This is a genomic window from Phytomonospora sp. NPDC050363 (genome assembly GCF_040655735.1).
Taxonomy (GTDB): Bacteria; Actinomycetota; Actinomycetes; order Mycobacteriales; family Micromonosporaceae; genus Phytomonospora.
In genome coordinates, this window is the sequence record NZ_JBFAKK010000012.1 from 146,405 (window position 1) to 161,598 (window position 15,194).

Genomic DNA, 15,194 nt, shown 5'->3' on the forward strand with positions numbered 1-15,194 from the left:
GCGATGCTACGACCATGCGCATCGAAGCCCTCGTCATCGACGACGACGCCGCCGTGTCCGAACTGGCGGGGCTTCAGCGCGCCTGCTTCGCCCACGACGAGCCCGAGCGGCCGGCGCTCGACGCCGGATACCTCGGTGCATATCTGCGCAACCCGCGACCGGGCAACGACTTCCAGCACTGGGTGATCCGTGTCGACGGCGAGCCGGCCGGCTACGCCGAGCTCATGCTCCCGCAGCGCGAGAACCGCACCTCGGCCGAGATCGAAGGCTGTGTGCATCCGCGATACCGCCGACAGGGAATCGGCAAGGCTCTCTTCGGGCGCTGTTCCGCAGAGGCCGTGGCCGCCGGCCGGACGAAGATCTCCGGTCACGCCACCGGGCACGCGAAGGGTGGAAAGGTCACCCGGGACGAGCCCGGTGTTTCTTTTTTGTCCGCGATGGGTCTGCGGCGCGTACTCGACGAGGTCCGCAGCCGCCTCGACGTGTCCACAGTGGATGAAGAGACTCTCGGCCGGCTCGCCGAGGAGGCGCGCGAGCGCTCCGCCGGCTACGAACTGGTGACCTGGACCGACCGGGCGCCCGAGGAGCTCGCCGCCGGGATCGCCTACCTGGAGGGCCGCATGGGCACCGACGTGCCTTCCGGTGACTTCGATCGCGAACCCCAGGCCTTCGACACCGAGCGCTGGCGCGCCATCGAGGAGACCGGCGTCCGGCAGCTGCGCACGACCTACTTCGCCGCCGCGCGGCACACCGTCACCGGTGAGGTCGCGGCCTGGACCGGCCTGATCATGCCGAAGAACCCGCGCTCACTGGCCCGCCAGAACACCACGATCGTCGACCCCGCGCACCGCGGCCGGCGTCTGGGCACCGTCGTGAAACTGGGCAACCTCGCCGCGATCCGCGCCGCCGAGCCGGCTCTGCGGCACATCGAGACCACCAACTCCGTGCACAACGCCCACATGATCGCGATCAACGAGGCCATCGGCTTCGAGGCGCACGACCTCGCGGTTCATTTCCAGGGGGAGCCCAAACCATGTCCACTGTAGAGATCAAGCCGCTCGACCTCGACGACCCCGCGTTGGTCGACGACTGGTTCGCGTTGCGACAGGCGTCCTTCGCCGTCGATCTGCCCGACGACCCCGCGCCCGATCGGGGTCCGGTCATCGCGAGCCTCACCCACCCCAGCCCCGGCCGCGTCCCCGAAGAGTGGGTCGGGCTCCTCGACGGGCGCGTGGTCGCCTCCATGCGCGTCGACTTCAGCACCATCGAGAACAAGCACATCGCCAACGTCGGCGGCTGCGTCCACCCCGACTTCCGGCGCCGCGGTTTCGGCCGGGCGATGTGGGAGTACGCCCTGGACCGCATGCGCGCCAAGGGATGCACCGTCGTCCAGGCGACCGCGTTCGGCGCCGTCGAAGGCGGCCCCGCGCGCGACCGCCACGGCATGGAGTTCCTGGCCGCGATGGGCGTCGAAGCGAAGCTGACCGAGGTGCGCCGCCGCGCCGAACTGTCCACCGTGGACGAGGAGGCGGGAGGCCGCCTGCTCGCCGAGGCCTGGTCGCGCGCCGAGGGCTACGAACTGCGGGCGTGGGTGAACTTCACCCCGCCCGACCTCATCGACGACATCGCCTACCTCGACGGCCGCGTGCTGACCGACTCGCCGACCGGCGACCTCGACATCGAGGCCTTCAAGGTCGACGCCGCGCGCGTCCGCGGAGCCGAGGCGTCGAGCGCCGTGAGGATGCGCACGACCGCGCACGTCGCGCTGGTGCACACCGGCACCGGGCGGGTCGCCGCCTGGAGCTGCCTGTCGCACGACCTCGACCACAAGGGGCACGCCAGTCACGGCGTCACCATCGTCGATCCCGCCCACCGGGGCCGCCGCCTGGGGACCGTCGTGAAGCTCGAACTCCACCGCTACGCCCGGGCCGTGACGCCGGCGCTGCGAGTCGTGGACACCTACAACGCCGCCGAGAACGGCCACATGATCCGCATCAACGACCTCGTCGGCTTCCGTCCGCTGGACATGGTGGTCGACTTCCAGGGAGGTGTCACTCCATGACCACAGTGGACATTCGTCGGGTCGATCCGGCGGACGAGGCCACCGTCGAGGCCGTCTTCGACGTCAAGAACGCGTGCTGGGCGCACGACCTGCCCGACAACGTCCCGCCGACCCTCGACGAGGAGCGTCTGGCGCTGACCGCGCTGTGGCCGGGCCAGCTCCGCGAGGACTACGTCGCCGTCGCCGGCGGCCGCGTCGTCGCCCACCTCTGCGTCGAGCTCTCCACACTGGAGAACCTGCACAACGCGTGGGCGGAGATCTCGGTGCACCCCGACTTCCGCCGGCGCGGCATCGGCCGGACCCTGTGGGCGCACGCCAACATCAGGGCCGCCGACCAGGGCCGCACCAACATGGGCGCCACGGCCTGCAAGTCCGTCGAGGGCGGCATTCCGCGCGGCCACCACGGCATCGAGTTCCTCGGCGCCATGGGCCTCGAACCCAAACTGGCCGAGGAACGCCGCCGCATCGAGTTCGGCGGCGTCGACTGGGACGCGATGGACGCACTGCTGGCCGAGTCGTGGAAGCACGCCGAGGGCTACCGGGTGCGCACCTGGACCGACAACGCACCCGACGACCTCGTCGAAGGGCTGGCCTACCTCGACGGGCGGCTGATCCTCGACGCGCCGATGGGCGATCTCGACTTCGAGGCGCCCAAGGTCGACGCCGAGCGCTTCCGCGCCTCCGAGGCGACCGCCGACGCACGCGGCCGGATCCGCCTCCACGTGGCGATGCAGCACGAGGAGACCGGCAAGGTCGCCGCCTGGACGATGATCGTCTTCGGTCCCGCGCACGTCCACAAGGGATTCCAGGGCATCACCATCGTCGATCCCGAGCACCGGGGCAGGCGGCTGGGCACGGTGGCCAAGCTCGAACTCCACCGCTTCGTGCGCGCCGAGGCTCCCGCCCTGGTCGCCGTCGACACGTGGAACGCCGCGAGCAACGCGTACATGATCAAGATCAATGAGCAGATCGGTTACCGGGTCGTTGACTCGTGGGTCGATTATCAAGGGGAAGTAGCCACGCCATGACCGACATCAAGATCTCGACGCTCGCTCCGGGGGACCTCGCGGGCATCGACCAGTGGACCGAGACCGTCAAGGCCTCCTGGACCGAGGACCTGCCGCTGTTCCCGGCGCCGTCCAAGCCCAACCTGATGATCAGCCTGATGCTGCCGGCCGAGGCGGTGCGGACCGAGTACATCACCGCCAGTGTCGACGGCCGCATCGTCGGCGTCTCCGAGGCGGTCTTCCACCTCAAGGACAACACCCACCTGGTGGAGTTCGAGCTGGACGTGCACCCCGAGTTCCGCCGCCGGGGCGTGGCCACGGCGATCCTCGACCACATCGAGAGGCGCGCCGTCGCCGACGGCCGCCGCACCCTGATGATCTACGCGCCCGACCAGCTGCGTGAGGACTACCCGAAGCACGTCGCCGGGCAGGCCCTGCTGGAGAAGCACGGCTACACCAAGGGACTCGACGAGGTCCGCCGCACCGCCGACCTGGACCTGGTCCCGGCCGCCGAGCTCGACGAGCAGCTGGCCGGGGCGTGGGAGCGCGCCGAGGGCTACGAACTGGTGCAGTGGATCAACCACGCGCCCGAGGAACTCGTCGACGGCATCGCCTACCTCGACGGCCGCCTGCTCCAGGACGCCCCGATGGGCACCTTGGACATGGAGCCGCAGAAGGTCGACGCCGAGCGGGTCCGGCAGAACGAGCGCCGGGCGAGTTCGCGCGGCGACCTCAAGGTCAACACCGTGGTGCGGCACATCGAGAGCGGGACGGTCGCCGGCTGGACCGACATCATGGTGCAGTCGGGCGTCGAGGAGCACGCCTGGCAGGGCATCACGATCGTCGATCCCGATCACCGGGGCCACCGCATCGGCACCATCCTGAAGATCGAGAACCATCGTCTCGTCCGCGCCTACCGCCCGCATGTCAAGTACGTGCACACGTGGAACGCCGAGGAGAACGACTTCATGATCAGCATCAACGAAGCCGTAGGCTACCGCGCCCAGGAGCGCTGGCTGGCCTACCAGAAGAAGATCTGAGAGACCCATGAGCACGCTGAATCTGACGGACGTCACCGCCGATTCGCCCACCGCCGACCTCGACGCATGGATGGCCGTTCGCACGGCCGCCCATGCGGTCGACGCGGTCAACCTCCCCGCCCTGTGGCGGGAGAGCGAGATCGGCGGGCTCGGCCATCCGTGGCCGGGTAGCCACGCCACGCACTTCCTCGTGCGCCGCGACGGTGAGGCCGTCGCGGTCGCCGAGATGTCTCTGCCGCAGGACGCGAACACCAACAGCGGGTGGGTGTCGGTGACCGTGACGCCGCGACTGCGCCGGCAGGGGATCGGCCGCGAGGCGCTCGACCTGCTGTACACCAGGTTCAAGGCGGAAGGCCGCACCCGGGCGATGACCGAAGGAGTGGCCTCGCTGCCGGGCGGCGTCGCCCGCGACGAGTCGGGCGAGGCCTTCATCGCGGCCTCCGGCTACCGCCGGGTCGGCGACGAGGTCCGGCGGCAGCTCGATCTGTCGACAGTGGACCTCGACGCCGAGACCCGGTTCTTCGAGCAGGCCGCGGCCAAGGCGGGCGAGGACTACGAACTCGTGCGCTTCATCGAACCGGTGCCCGAGAAGTACCTCGCCGACCTGGCCGCGATGAACGCGCGGCTGTCGGAGGACACCGCCGGCTACATCGAGGACTGGGAGCCGGCGGCCTACGACTCCGCGAAGATCCTCGGCTACCAGGAGGCCGCCGCCGCGCGCCTGCACCGGCGGCCGCACGTGGCCGCCCTGCACAAGCCGAGCGGGCGCCTGGTCGCCTGGGCCTTCCTCGCACTGGTCTCGCCCGACGGCCGCCATGCCGAGCACTGCGTCACCGTTGTCATGACCGAGCACCGCGGCCACCGGCTGGGCATGCTCGTCAAGACCGGGCTGCACCGCTACGCCCGCCAGATCGAGCCGCGACTGCGCTGGATCGACACCTGGAACGCCGCCGAGAACACCCACATGATCGCCGTCAACGACGAACTCGGCTTCGTCCCGGTGGAGTCCTATGTGGAATACGTGCGGGAACTCTGAGATGGAGACCAGCCGTCTTCACCACGCCGACACGGCGTCGGTCGACCAGGCCCACGAGGTGGCCGCCGCGGCCTTCGCCGTCGACCGCCCCGGAGTGCCGCTGCTGGCACGGGACGCCTTCCGGGCGCTGCTGACCGGCCCGAGCCACGGCGGGATCAACGTCACCGTCCTGGCCCGCGAGGGCGGCCGGGTCGTTGGTTTCGCGTTCGTCGAGATGCACGAGGAGGACAACCGGCACCTCGCCGACGTCTGGGCGATGGTCGAGCCCGGCCGACGCCACCAGGGGATCGGGCGCGCCATGTTCGACTCCGTCGCCGAGGTCATGCGCGAGCACGGCCGCGACACCCTCCACGCCGAGGTCAACGTTCCGATCGACGGTGGCGGAGGCAGTCTCGACGGCCGTCGCTTCTGCGAGGCGGCGGGCATGGAGGCGGCCAGCGCCTCCAACTACCTCCGTCTCGACCTGTCCACCGTGGACGAGTCCGCGATCGAGAGGCTGCGGCGCGAGGCGTGGTCGAAGGCCGCGGGCTACTCGCCGGTCCAGTGGATCGACGGCGCCGACGGCGACACCCCCGCCGAGGTTCTCGAAGGGCTCGCCGCGCTGCTCAGCCGTTTCTACGGCGACACCCCGACCGGCACCCTCGAAGTCGAGGAACTCGCCTACACGCCCGAACGGATCCTGGCCGACAACGCGCGCAACGCCCGACAGAACCGCCGGACGGTCAACACCGCGATCCGGCACGACGCCGGCGGCGAGGTCATCGCCTGGACGAAGATCCACTTCCGCGACTCCGCGCCCCAGTACGGGATGCAGGGCATCACCATGGTCGCCAGGGAGCACCGGGGCCACCGGCTCGGGACGGTCCTCAAGACCGAGAACCTGCTTCTCGCGGTGCGGACCGCGCCGTCCCTGGCCGTCATCGACACCGACAACGCCAAGGACAACGCGCCCATGCTCGCGGTGAACGTGGCGATGGGCTTCGAGCCCTTCCAGGACGCCGTGATCTACCAGCTCAAGCTCTGATCGCGACCATCGCAGCGACGGCCCGCCATCCCCGCCACGGGGGCGGCGGGCCGTCGCGTCACCCGAAGGATCATCGACCACTGTGGACATTGCCCCGCTCGACCTGCGCGCCGAACCGAACTTCGCCGCCTTCCTCGACCTGCACCGCGACTCCCACACCGCCGACAGGCCGGAGAGCCCGCACACCGACCCCGAGACCCTGCGGGCGCTGCTGACGCACCTCCATCCGGGCAAGACCTCGGAGTACCACGGCGTGTGGCGCGACGGCCGTCTGGTCGCCGCGGCCCTGATGTTCCTCCCCGGCCTCGACAACCGCGACGTCGTCGAACTCGAAGGCTCGGTGCGCCCCTCGGCACGACGCACCGGACTCGGCCGGGCGCTCTTCGCCCACGTCGCCCGGCGGGCAAGGGAGCTGGGCCGCGACGTCGTCCTGGTCAACGCGGTCTCGCCCATCGAGGGCAGCCCGCTGGCCCGCAGCGAGGGACCCGGCATGTTCTGCGCGGCCATGGGCATGCGGGCCGTGCTCGGCGACGTGCGCAGCCGCCTCGACGTGCCCGGCGAGCCGCCCGCCGCCGATCCCGTTCCCGGCGGCTACCGGCTCGTCCAGTGGACCGACGGCCTGCCCGGCGACCCGCCGGCGGAGTACCTCGAAGACCTCGCCGAGCTCGCCACGCGCATGAGCACCGACAGTCCGCAGGGGGACCTCGACACCGAGGTCGAGGTCTACGACCCGGCCCGGATCCTCGCCTGGGCGGCGACCGCCCGCGCGGCGGGCCGCACGGAGATCCACAGTGGCGTCGTCGACGAGGCCACCGGCCGGCTGGTCGGCTGGACCGCGCTGTCGGCCGGCCGCGACACCGAGCACGCCACCCAGGGCTACACGATCGTGGCCGCCGAGCACCGAGGCCACGGACTCGGCCGGGTCCTCAAGACGGCGAACCTCGCGCAGGCCAAAGGGCTGCGGCCCCACTTGCGCACGATCGACACCTACAACGCCGAGGTGAACGGGGCCATGCGGGCGGTCAACGCCTCGCTGGGCTTCACCGACCTCGACCGGACGGTGCATTTCCGCGCGCGGCTGTGACCCGAAGGCGCGCGGCTCCAGGCAGGGAAAAGCCCCCCGGTGGGAGAGCACCGGGGGGCTTCCTCGACGGAGAACCCGGGTAAGCGGCCGCCGGCCGCGTCGGCCTCCGAGACCAGTTGGCGGGTGCTGAGCCCTTCCTTGCGCGAGCGCAGTTCGGCGTAGGTGACCAGGATGACGGCGACGGCGGCGATGGCGACCGGGAGCAGCAGCACGGCCCGGATGGCCTCCAGGATCAGCACGACGATGAAGCCGCCGAAGCTGAGCCCGTTCTCGGCGACCGCGCCCTCGATCAGGCCGAGCGGGATGCTGATGATGCAGCCGTAGACGAGGAAGGCCAGGAAGGCCACCAGCAGGCGCGACAGCGCGCGGCCGAAGTCGCTGTGGGTCAGTTTGAAGCTGCGGACGAAGGGGTTGCCGCCTTCGAAGACGAAGGCCGGCGCGATCAGCGCCAGCGCGATCGCCAGGTAGATGCCCGGCAGGATGCACGCGCACAGGCCGATGGTGATCACGATCGAGGCGATGATCGTCCAGCCCCACATGGGCAGAGCCCGGCCGAAGCCGTAGGACATCGACTCTCCGAAGGGGACCTGGACGCCCGGTGTGCCCTCGCGGACCGCGACGCGCATGGCGGCCACGACCGCCGCCGCGGCGAGGAACCCGGTGATGATCCAGGCGAGCAGCGACCACAGGCCGCTGCCGGCGTAGTCGGACCACTCGATCGTCGACATGTCGTCGCCGACGGGCCCGACGGCGGTGTTGACCGTGCCGACGACGAGGCTCGGGATCACCGCGCCGACGAGCATGATCAGGCCGATGGACTTCCAGCTGCGCTGGAACACGCCCATGACCCGGTTGAACCAGGTGTTGAAGTCGGTCGCGACGATCGGGTCGTAGGGGTCCGGCCCGCCCTGTCCGGGCTCGGGAGGCCAGTAGGGGCCGTCCGGTGGCGACGGCGGGTATCCGCCTCCGCCTCCTCCCGCCGCGGGCGGGGGAGCGTAGCCGCCCGAGGGAGGTGGCGTGTAGGGCTCCTGGGCCTGGTATCCGCCCTGGTCGTTGCCGTATGAACCCGATGGCGGGCCGTAGGTCCCACCCTGGCCGTAGTGACCGGATTGCGTGTCGCCGTAGGCGCCCGACTGCGGCGGCTGCGAGTGGGGATCCTGCGCCGGAGGCGGCGGCTGGTAGGTCGCGCCCTGCTGCGGGTAGTCGCCGCCCTGGGCGGGATAGGGCTCCTGCGGTGGATGGGGCGGCTGCGGCGGCGGGTACTGGCCGCCCTGCGCCGGCTGCGAGGGGTAGCCCTCGGAGCGGGGCGGTTCGGCCGGCCGGTCGCCTGTCGGGTCGGGCGGTCGCGGGGGGCCGCCGCCCTGGGCGTGCGGGTCGGCGTTCTGGTCGTACGGCTCGTCAGGTGACTGGTGACCGCCTGGAGGCGGTGGCGGTGTCGTGGTCATCTTCGCAAGCTACCAACTCAAATGCCTCTATTTAGGACATTCGGGGATGCTGATCGATGACCACGGGACAAACGCCGGGGCCGAAGACATCTCGCGTCTTCGGCCCCGGGTAGGTCGGTGGATCCGGATCAGCCGATGACCCGGACGTTCTCCGCCTGCGGGCCCTTCTGGCCCGTCGCGACGTCGAACTCGACGCGCTGCCCGTCATCCAGCGAACGGTATCCGTCCAGCTGAATCGCCGAGAAGTGAACGAAAACGTCCGCCCCGCCGTCCACGGCGATGAAGCCGTAGCCCTTCTCGGAGTTGAACCACTTGACGGTGCCTTGTGCCACTGTGCACTTCCCTTACTCTTCTCTCACCGGCGCCGCGGCGCGAGGCCGGGGCCATCGCCCACCGCCGGCGCACCCACACCGATGGTGGACTTGCGTTTGCGAGAGAGATGACCGACTTCGCACGCTACACGAGCCGCGCTTCCGTGGCTAGATATGCGCGCCCTCTCCGGGCGTCGGAACGTGATGAACAACGACGGAGTTTGTCGCAGGGAAACCCCCGGTCAGAAGCCTGTGGCGGCACCGGACCCGCCCGAAGGTTAATCGTTTCGTGTCCGCTCCGAGACCCGCCCGGAGAGGCCCTCCGGACGGGTCCACAAAGGTCACTCGGACTCGGCCGCGACGTGCCTTCGGCTCTGCACGAAACGGAAGCGGCCGGCCACGTAGGCGCCGTCGGTGAGGGCCGAGTTGGCCGCCGCGTTGCCGCCCGAGGCGTGGAAGTCGGAGAAGGCCGCCGACTGGTTGACGAACACGCCGCCGGTCAGGTTGCACGACAGGTGCACGGCCACGTCGCACGCGGCCGACTCGGCCTCGTCGAGGACCGACTCGTCGGTGGAGTAGATCCCCGCCGTGAGCGCGCCCTTCGCGCCGGTGGTCGCACGGAAGATCCGGAAGGAGTCGGCGGTGTCGGCGGTGGCGATCAGGAACGCGATCGGCCCGAACCACTCCTCGCCGTACACATCGGAGTCGCCCGCGCCCAGCTTCACGATCAGCGGCGTGCGGATCACCGCGTCGGCGTGCGCGGGGTGGGTCAGCGCCTGCGAGGGCAGCAGCACCTCGCCGAGCTTCTCGGCCCGCGCGAGACGGTCGGTGACGCCCTCGTTGACGATCGCCCCGATCAGCTCGACGGCCCGCGCGGGGTCACTGGTCAGCTTGGCGACCGCGCCGGTGATCGCGGCGGCCACGTCGTCGAAGGACACCTTGCCCTCGGGCGTGTCGATGCCGCCCTCGGGGATGAGGATGTTCTGCGTCGTCGTGCACATCTGACCGCTGTACAGGCACAACGTGAAGGCGAGGTTGCGCGCCAGGCCCTTCAGGTCGTCGGTCGAGTCGATGATGACGGTGTTGACGCCCGCCTTCTCGGTGTACACCTGCGCCTGCCGCGCGTTGGCCTCCAGCCAGTCCCCATAGGAGGTCCCGCCGGTGAAGTCGATGATCTTGACCGCCGGGTCGGTGGCGAAGACCGAGGCGACCTTGTCGGCCGGGTCCTCGGCGGCCAGCGTCACCAGGTTCGGGTCGAAGCCGGCCTCGGCGACGACCTCGCGGGCGATCTTCACCGTGATCGCCAGCGGCAGCACCGCGCCCGGGTGCGGCTTGACGATCACGGGGTTCCCCGTCACCAGCGAGGCGAACAGACCGGGGTAGGAGTTCCAGGTCGGGAAGGTGTTGCAGCCGATCACCAGCGCCAGCCCGCGCGGCACGACATGGTAGGTCTTCGACATCCGCAGCGGCTCGTGCTTGCCCTGCGGCTTCTCCCAGTACGCCGTCGCCGGGACCCGCGTCATCTCCGAGTAGGCATAGGCGATCGCCTCAAGGCCCCGGTCGAGCGCGTGCGGACCGCCGGCCTGGAAGGCCATCACGAAAGCCTGGCCGGTGGTGAACTGCACGGCGTTGGCCAGCGTGAACGACTGCTTCCCGATGCGGTCGAGGATCTCAAGGCAGATCCCGGCCCGCACCGCCGGACCCGCCTCGCGCCACGCCGGCTGCGTCGCGGCGGCCGCGTCGATCAGCGCGCGCGGGTCGGCACGCGGATAGCGCACTCCCAGCGGGATCCCGTACGGGCTGACCTCGGTGGCCACCCGGGCGTCGCCCCCCGGCTGGTCGAGCGGAAAGTCGGCGTCGAGGAACGACTCGAACGCCGCCTTCCCGTCGGCTGCGGCGGTCTCGCCGTACACGCGGGGACTGGGCGACTCGGGGTAGGCCGACCAGTACCCGCGCTCGCCGATCGCCTGGAGCGCGCGGTCGAGGGTGTCACGGTGCTTCGTGAGCATCGGGTGCGTCATGGTTCACATGATGCCGCAGGTGACCGGTCGAGCGCGACGGTTGGTGACCGTTAGATCCTTCGCTGGTAGGTGACCTGCGCGTGCGTCGGCCGGTAGCCGATGGCGGTGTTGACCGCGATCATCGGCGTGTTGTCGGCGGCGTTGTCGGTGTCGACGTAGCGAAGCGCCGGCCGCAGCGCCAGCGCGGCGCGCATGTTCTCCAGCTTGACGAGGGTCCCCAGGCGGTGGCCCCGGTGCTCGGGATCGACGACGGTGATCGCCTGGTGGGCGTACTCGTCGTCGTCGCGCGACAGCTCGACGAAGGTCCACGCCACGGTCTTGCCGGTGGCCTTGTGCCGCGCGGCGGCGTGCACCAGGCTCTGCCCGGTCTCCATGGCCGTCAGCGCCCGCTCGCGCACCCGGGCGGCGTCGGGCCGCTCAGGCTCGTAGTCCATGTCGCCCAGCGGCATGTCGGTGGTGAGCCGGTACTCCAGGTAGCCGAGGTCCTCGACGAGTTCCTCGGGGCACTCGCCTCCTCCCTTCCCCTCGATCCAGCTCAACGTCTCGTAGCCGGCGGCGTGCGGCCCGGCCTGCTCGGCGAGCCGTTCGTGCGCCCCGGCCTCGACGGTCGACATGTCGAGTCGCGAGTGGACCGAGGTGAGCGCGACCTCGTAGCCCAGCGCGGTCAGGAACCGCGAGCCCGACCGGTCGATCTCGGCCTCGACCCCGGCAAGAGGCTCGTCGACGCCGGCGATGACGGTGGTGCGCCCCTCCTCGCGCGAGCGTCCGACGAAGAAGTCGTAGAGCTCGCGCCCGATGCCGCGCCGGCGCAGGTCCCGGCGGACCTGGACGACGCCCATCGCCAGGTGCCGGTTCTCGGCCACCGGCAGGGCGAGCGCGACGTGTCCGACCACCTCGCCGCCGTCCCTGACCAGCCAGTCGCGCTGGGCCATGCCCGGACGGACCGTCCCGAAGGCCTTTCGCAGCCGCTCCCAGGTCGGGGCCGGTCCCTTTCGCGCCTCATGGTTGTCCAGGGCGAGGGCGTGGTAATCGCCGAGCAGGTCGAGGTCGTGCCTGGTGAAGGGCTGGAACTCCATCGCCGTCAGATCTCCTTCTGGAAGTTGTGCACCCGGCCGTGGACCCGGTAACCCAGGGTCTCGTTGATGGCGATCATGTGCGCGTTCTCGTCGGCGTTGCAGGTCTCCACCAGCCGCAGGCCCGGCTCGACCCTGCGCGCGTAGGCGAGGTTCTCCAGCTTGGCGAGGGTGCCGAGACGGCGGCCGCGGTGGCCGGGGTCGACGACGGTGATCTGCTGCTGGCCGTGGCCGCGATCGGAGGGGAGCGTGCTGATGGTCGTCCAGGCCACGATACGACCGCTCGCGACGTGCCGGACGCCCGTGTGGACGAGCCTGATGCCGGCGGCGCGGTTGCGGTGGTCGAGGGCGCGGACGGCCTCCGGGTCGGGCTCGCGGGCCTCGATCCGCAGGTCGCCGTGGGGCGCGTCGGTGTCGAGCCGCACCAAGAGCTGGGAGAGGTCATCGACGTGCTCCTCGGGCGTGGGGCCGTCGGCGCCGTCGGTCCAGCGGACGACCTCGTAGCCCTCGGCACGCTCCCAGCAGTCGGCGAGCATCGCGGCGAAGACGCCGTCGTCGACCTCGTCGAGGTACTGGCGGCGCTGCACCTCGGTCATCGCGCAGCTCATGCCGACGGCCTCGGCGAAGCGCGGCCCGGCGGCGGGCGGGTCGATGTCGGCGCGGTCGTGGATGCGGACGATCAGCGTGGTGCGGCCCAGTTCCGGCAGCCGCTCCAGCGTGCGCTCGTAGAGGGCGCGGCCGACACCCTGCCGGCGGCTGCCGACGTGGACCCAGCCCTCGACGTGGGCGAGGTGGGTGTTGTCGAGGCCCGGGAGGAAGAGGAGTACGGCGCCGGCGATGCGGCCGTCGACGGTGGCGGCGTAGAACTCGCCGGTCCAGCCGTGCGGCGGGTTCTCCAGCAGGCTCTGGATGGAGGCGCGGTCGAGGGGTGTCTGGTCGGGGAAGTCGTTGAGCTGGGCGTCGCGCCAGCCCGCGTAGACCTCGTCGCCCATGGTGACGTCGGAAGGGTGGAAGCGGACGACGTCAACGACGTCAGACTTGACCGAAGGCATGACCTCATCATGACGGCTAAGTGACGTCAGCACAAGGCTTGCGTGCCGGCTGTTTCCTCGCGTCCGGCGCGTGAACCGCGTCCCTCCTCGCCCTGTGCGGCTTGCACTCTCGGGGTCTGAGTGCTAAACAAGGTGTTGGCACTCGCGACCCGTGAGTGCCAAGGTCGGGGTGGTGGGACCGTCTCCCAACAGGGGCGGTCGTTATCGTCGCGGGCCATCCGCCCGACCGGATCAAGCATTGTGAAGCGCGTCGCGAAGGCGTGCGACATACGTAATCCGGAGGACAACGCCAGATGGCCAAGATCATCGCGTTCGACGAGGAAGCGCGCCGGGGCCTTGAGCGCGGCATGAACATCCTTGCCGACGCCGTGAAGGTGACGCTCGGCCCCAAGGGACGCAACGTCGTCCTTGAGAAGAAGTGGGGCGCGCCCACCATCACCAACGATGGTGTGAGCATCGCCAAGGAGATCGAGCTCGAGGACCCGTACGAGAAGATCGGTGCCGAGCTCGTCAAAGAGGTAGCCAAGAAGACCGACGACGTGGCCGGTGACGGCACCACGACGGCGACCGTCCTGGCTCAGGCGCTGGTCCGCGAGGGTCTGCGCAACGTCGCCGCCGGCGCGAACCCGATGGCGCTCAAGCGCGGCATCGAGACCGCCGTCGCCGCGGTCGCCGAGGAGCTCGCCAAGATCGCCAAGGACGTCGAGACCAAGGACCAGATCGCGTCCACGGCCTCCATCTCCGCCGGTGACACCACGGTCGGCGACATCATCGCCGAGGCGATGGACAAGGTCGGCAAGGAAGGCGTCATCACCGTCGAGGAGAGCAACACCTTCGGCCTGGAGCTTGAGCTCACCGAGGGCATGCGCTTCGACAAGGGTTACCTGTCGGGCTACTTCGTGACCGACCCCGACCGCATGGAGACGGTGCTCGAGGACCCCTACATCCTCATCGCCAACCAGAAGATCTCCGCGGTCAAGGACCTTCTCCCGACCCTCGAGAAGATCATGCAGGCCGGCAAGAGCCTCGTGATCATCGCCGAGGACGTCGAGGCCGAGGCCCTGGCGACCCTGATCGTCAACAAGATCCGCGGCACGTTCAAGTCGGTCGCCGTCAAGGCTCCCGGCTTCGGCGACCGCCGCAAGGCCATGCTGACCGACATCGCGATCCTGACCGGCGGTCAGGTCATCAGCGAAGAGGTCGGCCTGAAGCTCGAGTCGGCCACCATCGACCTGCTGGGCCGTGCCCGCAAGGTCGTCATCACCAAGGACGAGACCACCATCGTCGACGGTGCCGGTGACGAGGAGCAGATCGCGGGACGGGTCGCGCAGATCCGCAACGAGATCGACAACTCCGACTCCGACTACGACCGTGAGAAGCTGCAGGAGCGTCTGGCGAAGCTCGCCGGCGGCGTTGCGGTCATCAAGGTCGGCGCGGCCACCGAGGTCGAGCTCAAGGAGCGCAAGCACCGCATCGAGGACGCCGTTCGCAACGCGAAGGCGGCCGTCGAAGAGGGCATCGTCGCGGGTGGCGGCGTGGCCCTGGCTCAGGCCGCGGTCTCCGCTTTCGACAAGCTGGAGCTCACCGGCGACGAGGGCACCGGCGTTCTGCTGGTGAAGTCGGCGCTGGACGCCCCGCTGCGTCAGATCGCGATCAACGCCGGCCTCGAAGGCGGCGTCGTCGCGGAGCACGTCCGCAGCCTGCCCGTCGGACACGGCCTCAACGCCGCGACCGGCGAGTACGTGGACATGCTCGCCGCGGGCATCCCGGACCCGGCCAAGGTCACCCGTTCCGCTCTGCAGAACGCGGCCTCGATCGCGGCCCTGTTCCTGACCACCGAGGCCGTCGTCGCCGACAAGCCGGAGCCGGCCAAGGCCGACGCCGGACCCGGTGGCGCTCCGGACATGGGCTTCTAGAGCCCTTGCAGGTTCTCCACTAGGATCTGCGAGTTCCAGGCCCGGCCTGGTTCCCAGGCCAAGAAATCGGCCCGCCCCTTCGGGAGCGGGCCGATTTTTCGTGCCCGCTTCCACGCCTCTGGC

13 protein-coding genes are annotated in these 15,194 nt (G+C 70.2%); 8 read left to right on the forward strand and 5 right to left on the reverse strand.

The window, feature by feature from the left end:
• Nucleotides 1-14 precede the first annotated feature (14 nt).
• The 7 genes from AB0I28_RS28840 to AB0I28_RS28870 all read left to right on the forward strand — a co-directional run bounded on the left by AB0I28_RS28840 (nt 15) and on the right by AB0I28_RS28870 (nt 7,253).
• The gene (locus AB0I28_RS28840; protein ID WP_357498520.1) at nt 15-1,046 is read left to right on the forward strand and encodes a GNAT family N-acetyltransferase; all 1,032 of its coding nucleotides are present in this window, start codon (nt 15-17) and stop codon (nt 1,044-1,046) included.
• The gene (locus tag AB0I28_RS28845; RefSeq protein WP_357498522.1) at nt 1,034-2,062 is read left to right on the forward strand and encodes a GNAT family N-acetyltransferase; all 1,029 of its coding nucleotides are present in this window, start codon (nt 1,034-1,036) and stop codon (nt 2,060-2,062) included. Before AB0I28_RS28840 ends, AB0I28_RS28845 begins: the two co-directional genes overlap by 13 nt.
• Entirely contained in the window at nt 2,059-3,090 is a 1,032-nt protein-coding gene (locus AB0I28_RS28850) for a GNAT family N-acetyltransferase (RefSeq protein ID WP_357498524.1), read from the forward strand. The genes AB0I28_RS28845 and AB0I28_RS28850 overlap by 4 nt, the downstream gene beginning before the upstream one ends.
• On the forward strand, nt 3,087-4,109 hold the full coding sequence (locus tag AB0I28_RS28855) for a GNAT family N-acetyltransferase (protein WP_357498526.1): 1,023 nt from the start codon (nt 3,087-3,089) through the stop codon (nt 4,107-4,109). The genes AB0I28_RS28850 and AB0I28_RS28855 overlap by 4 nt, the downstream gene beginning before the upstream one ends.
• Before the next feature lie 7 nt (nt 4,110-4,116).
• On the forward strand, nt 4,117-5,145 hold the full coding sequence (locus tag AB0I28_RS28860; RefSeq protein WP_357498527.1) for a GNAT family N-acetyltransferase: 1,029 nt from the start codon (nt 4,117-4,119) through the stop codon (nt 5,143-5,145).
• Nucleotide 5,146: 1 nt separating this feature from the next.
• Nucleotides 5,147-6,169 carry a GNAT family N-acetyltransferase gene (locus tag AB0I28_RS28865; RefSeq protein WP_357498529.1) on the forward strand — a complete coding sequence of 341 codons (1,023 nt, stop codon included), beginning with the start codon at nt 5,147-5,149 and terminating at the stop codon, nt 6,167-6,169.
• 82 nt (nt 6,170-6,251) lie between these two features.
• Nucleotides 6,252-7,253 (forward strand): GNAT family N-acetyltransferase, encoded by a 1,002-nt coding sequence (locus AB0I28_RS28870; protein ID WP_357498531.1) that lies wholly within the window; start codon nt 6,252-6,254, stop codon nt 7,251-7,253.
• Here the strand turns inward: AB0I28_RS28870 and AB0I28_RS28875 are convergent.
• The 5 genes from AB0I28_RS28875 to AB0I28_RS28895 form a co-directional block, all read right to left on the reverse strand.
• Nucleotides 7,157-8,698, reverse strand: coding sequence for a hypothetical protein (locus tag AB0I28_RS28875; RefSeq protein WP_357498533.1), 1,542 nt, complete (start codon nt 8,696-8,698; stop codon nt 7,157-7,159). The genes AB0I28_RS28870 and AB0I28_RS28875 overlap by 97 nt on opposite strands.
• 128 nt (nt 8,699-8,826) lie before the next feature.
• Nucleotides 8,827-9,030 (reverse strand): cold-shock protein, encoded by a 204-nt coding sequence (locus tag AB0I28_RS28880; protein ID WP_357498535.1) that lies wholly within the window; start codon nt 9,028-9,030, stop codon nt 8,827-8,829.
• Between the two features lie 320 nt (nt 9,031-9,350).
• Nucleotides 9,351-11,030 (reverse strand): phenylacetic acid degradation protein PaaN, encoded by a 1,680-nt coding sequence (gene paaN / locus AB0I28_RS28885; protein ID WP_357498537.1) that lies wholly within the window; start codon nt 11,028-11,030, stop codon nt 9,351-9,353.
• Nucleotides 11,031-11,080: 50 nt separating this feature from the next.
• Entirely contained in the window at nt 11,081-12,106 is a 1,026-nt protein-coding gene (locus tag AB0I28_RS28890) for a GNAT family N-acetyltransferase (protein ID WP_357498539.1), read from the reverse strand.
• A gap of 5 nt (nt 12,107-12,111) precedes the next feature.
• Nucleotides 12,112-13,155, reverse strand: coding sequence for a GNAT family N-acetyltransferase (locus AB0I28_RS28895; protein WP_357498541.1), 1,044 nt, complete (start codon nt 13,153-13,155; stop codon nt 12,112-12,114).
• 293 nt (nt 13,156-13,448) lie between these two features.
• Between AB0I28_RS28895 and groL the strand changes: the two genes are divergently transcribed.
• Complete coding sequence (groL, locus tag AB0I28_RS28900; RefSeq protein ID WP_357498543.1) at nt 13,449-15,071, forward strand: chaperonin GroEL; 1,623 nt, start codon at nt 13,449-13,451, stop codon at nt 15,069-15,071.
• Nucleotides 15,072-15,194: the final 123 nt, after the last annotated feature.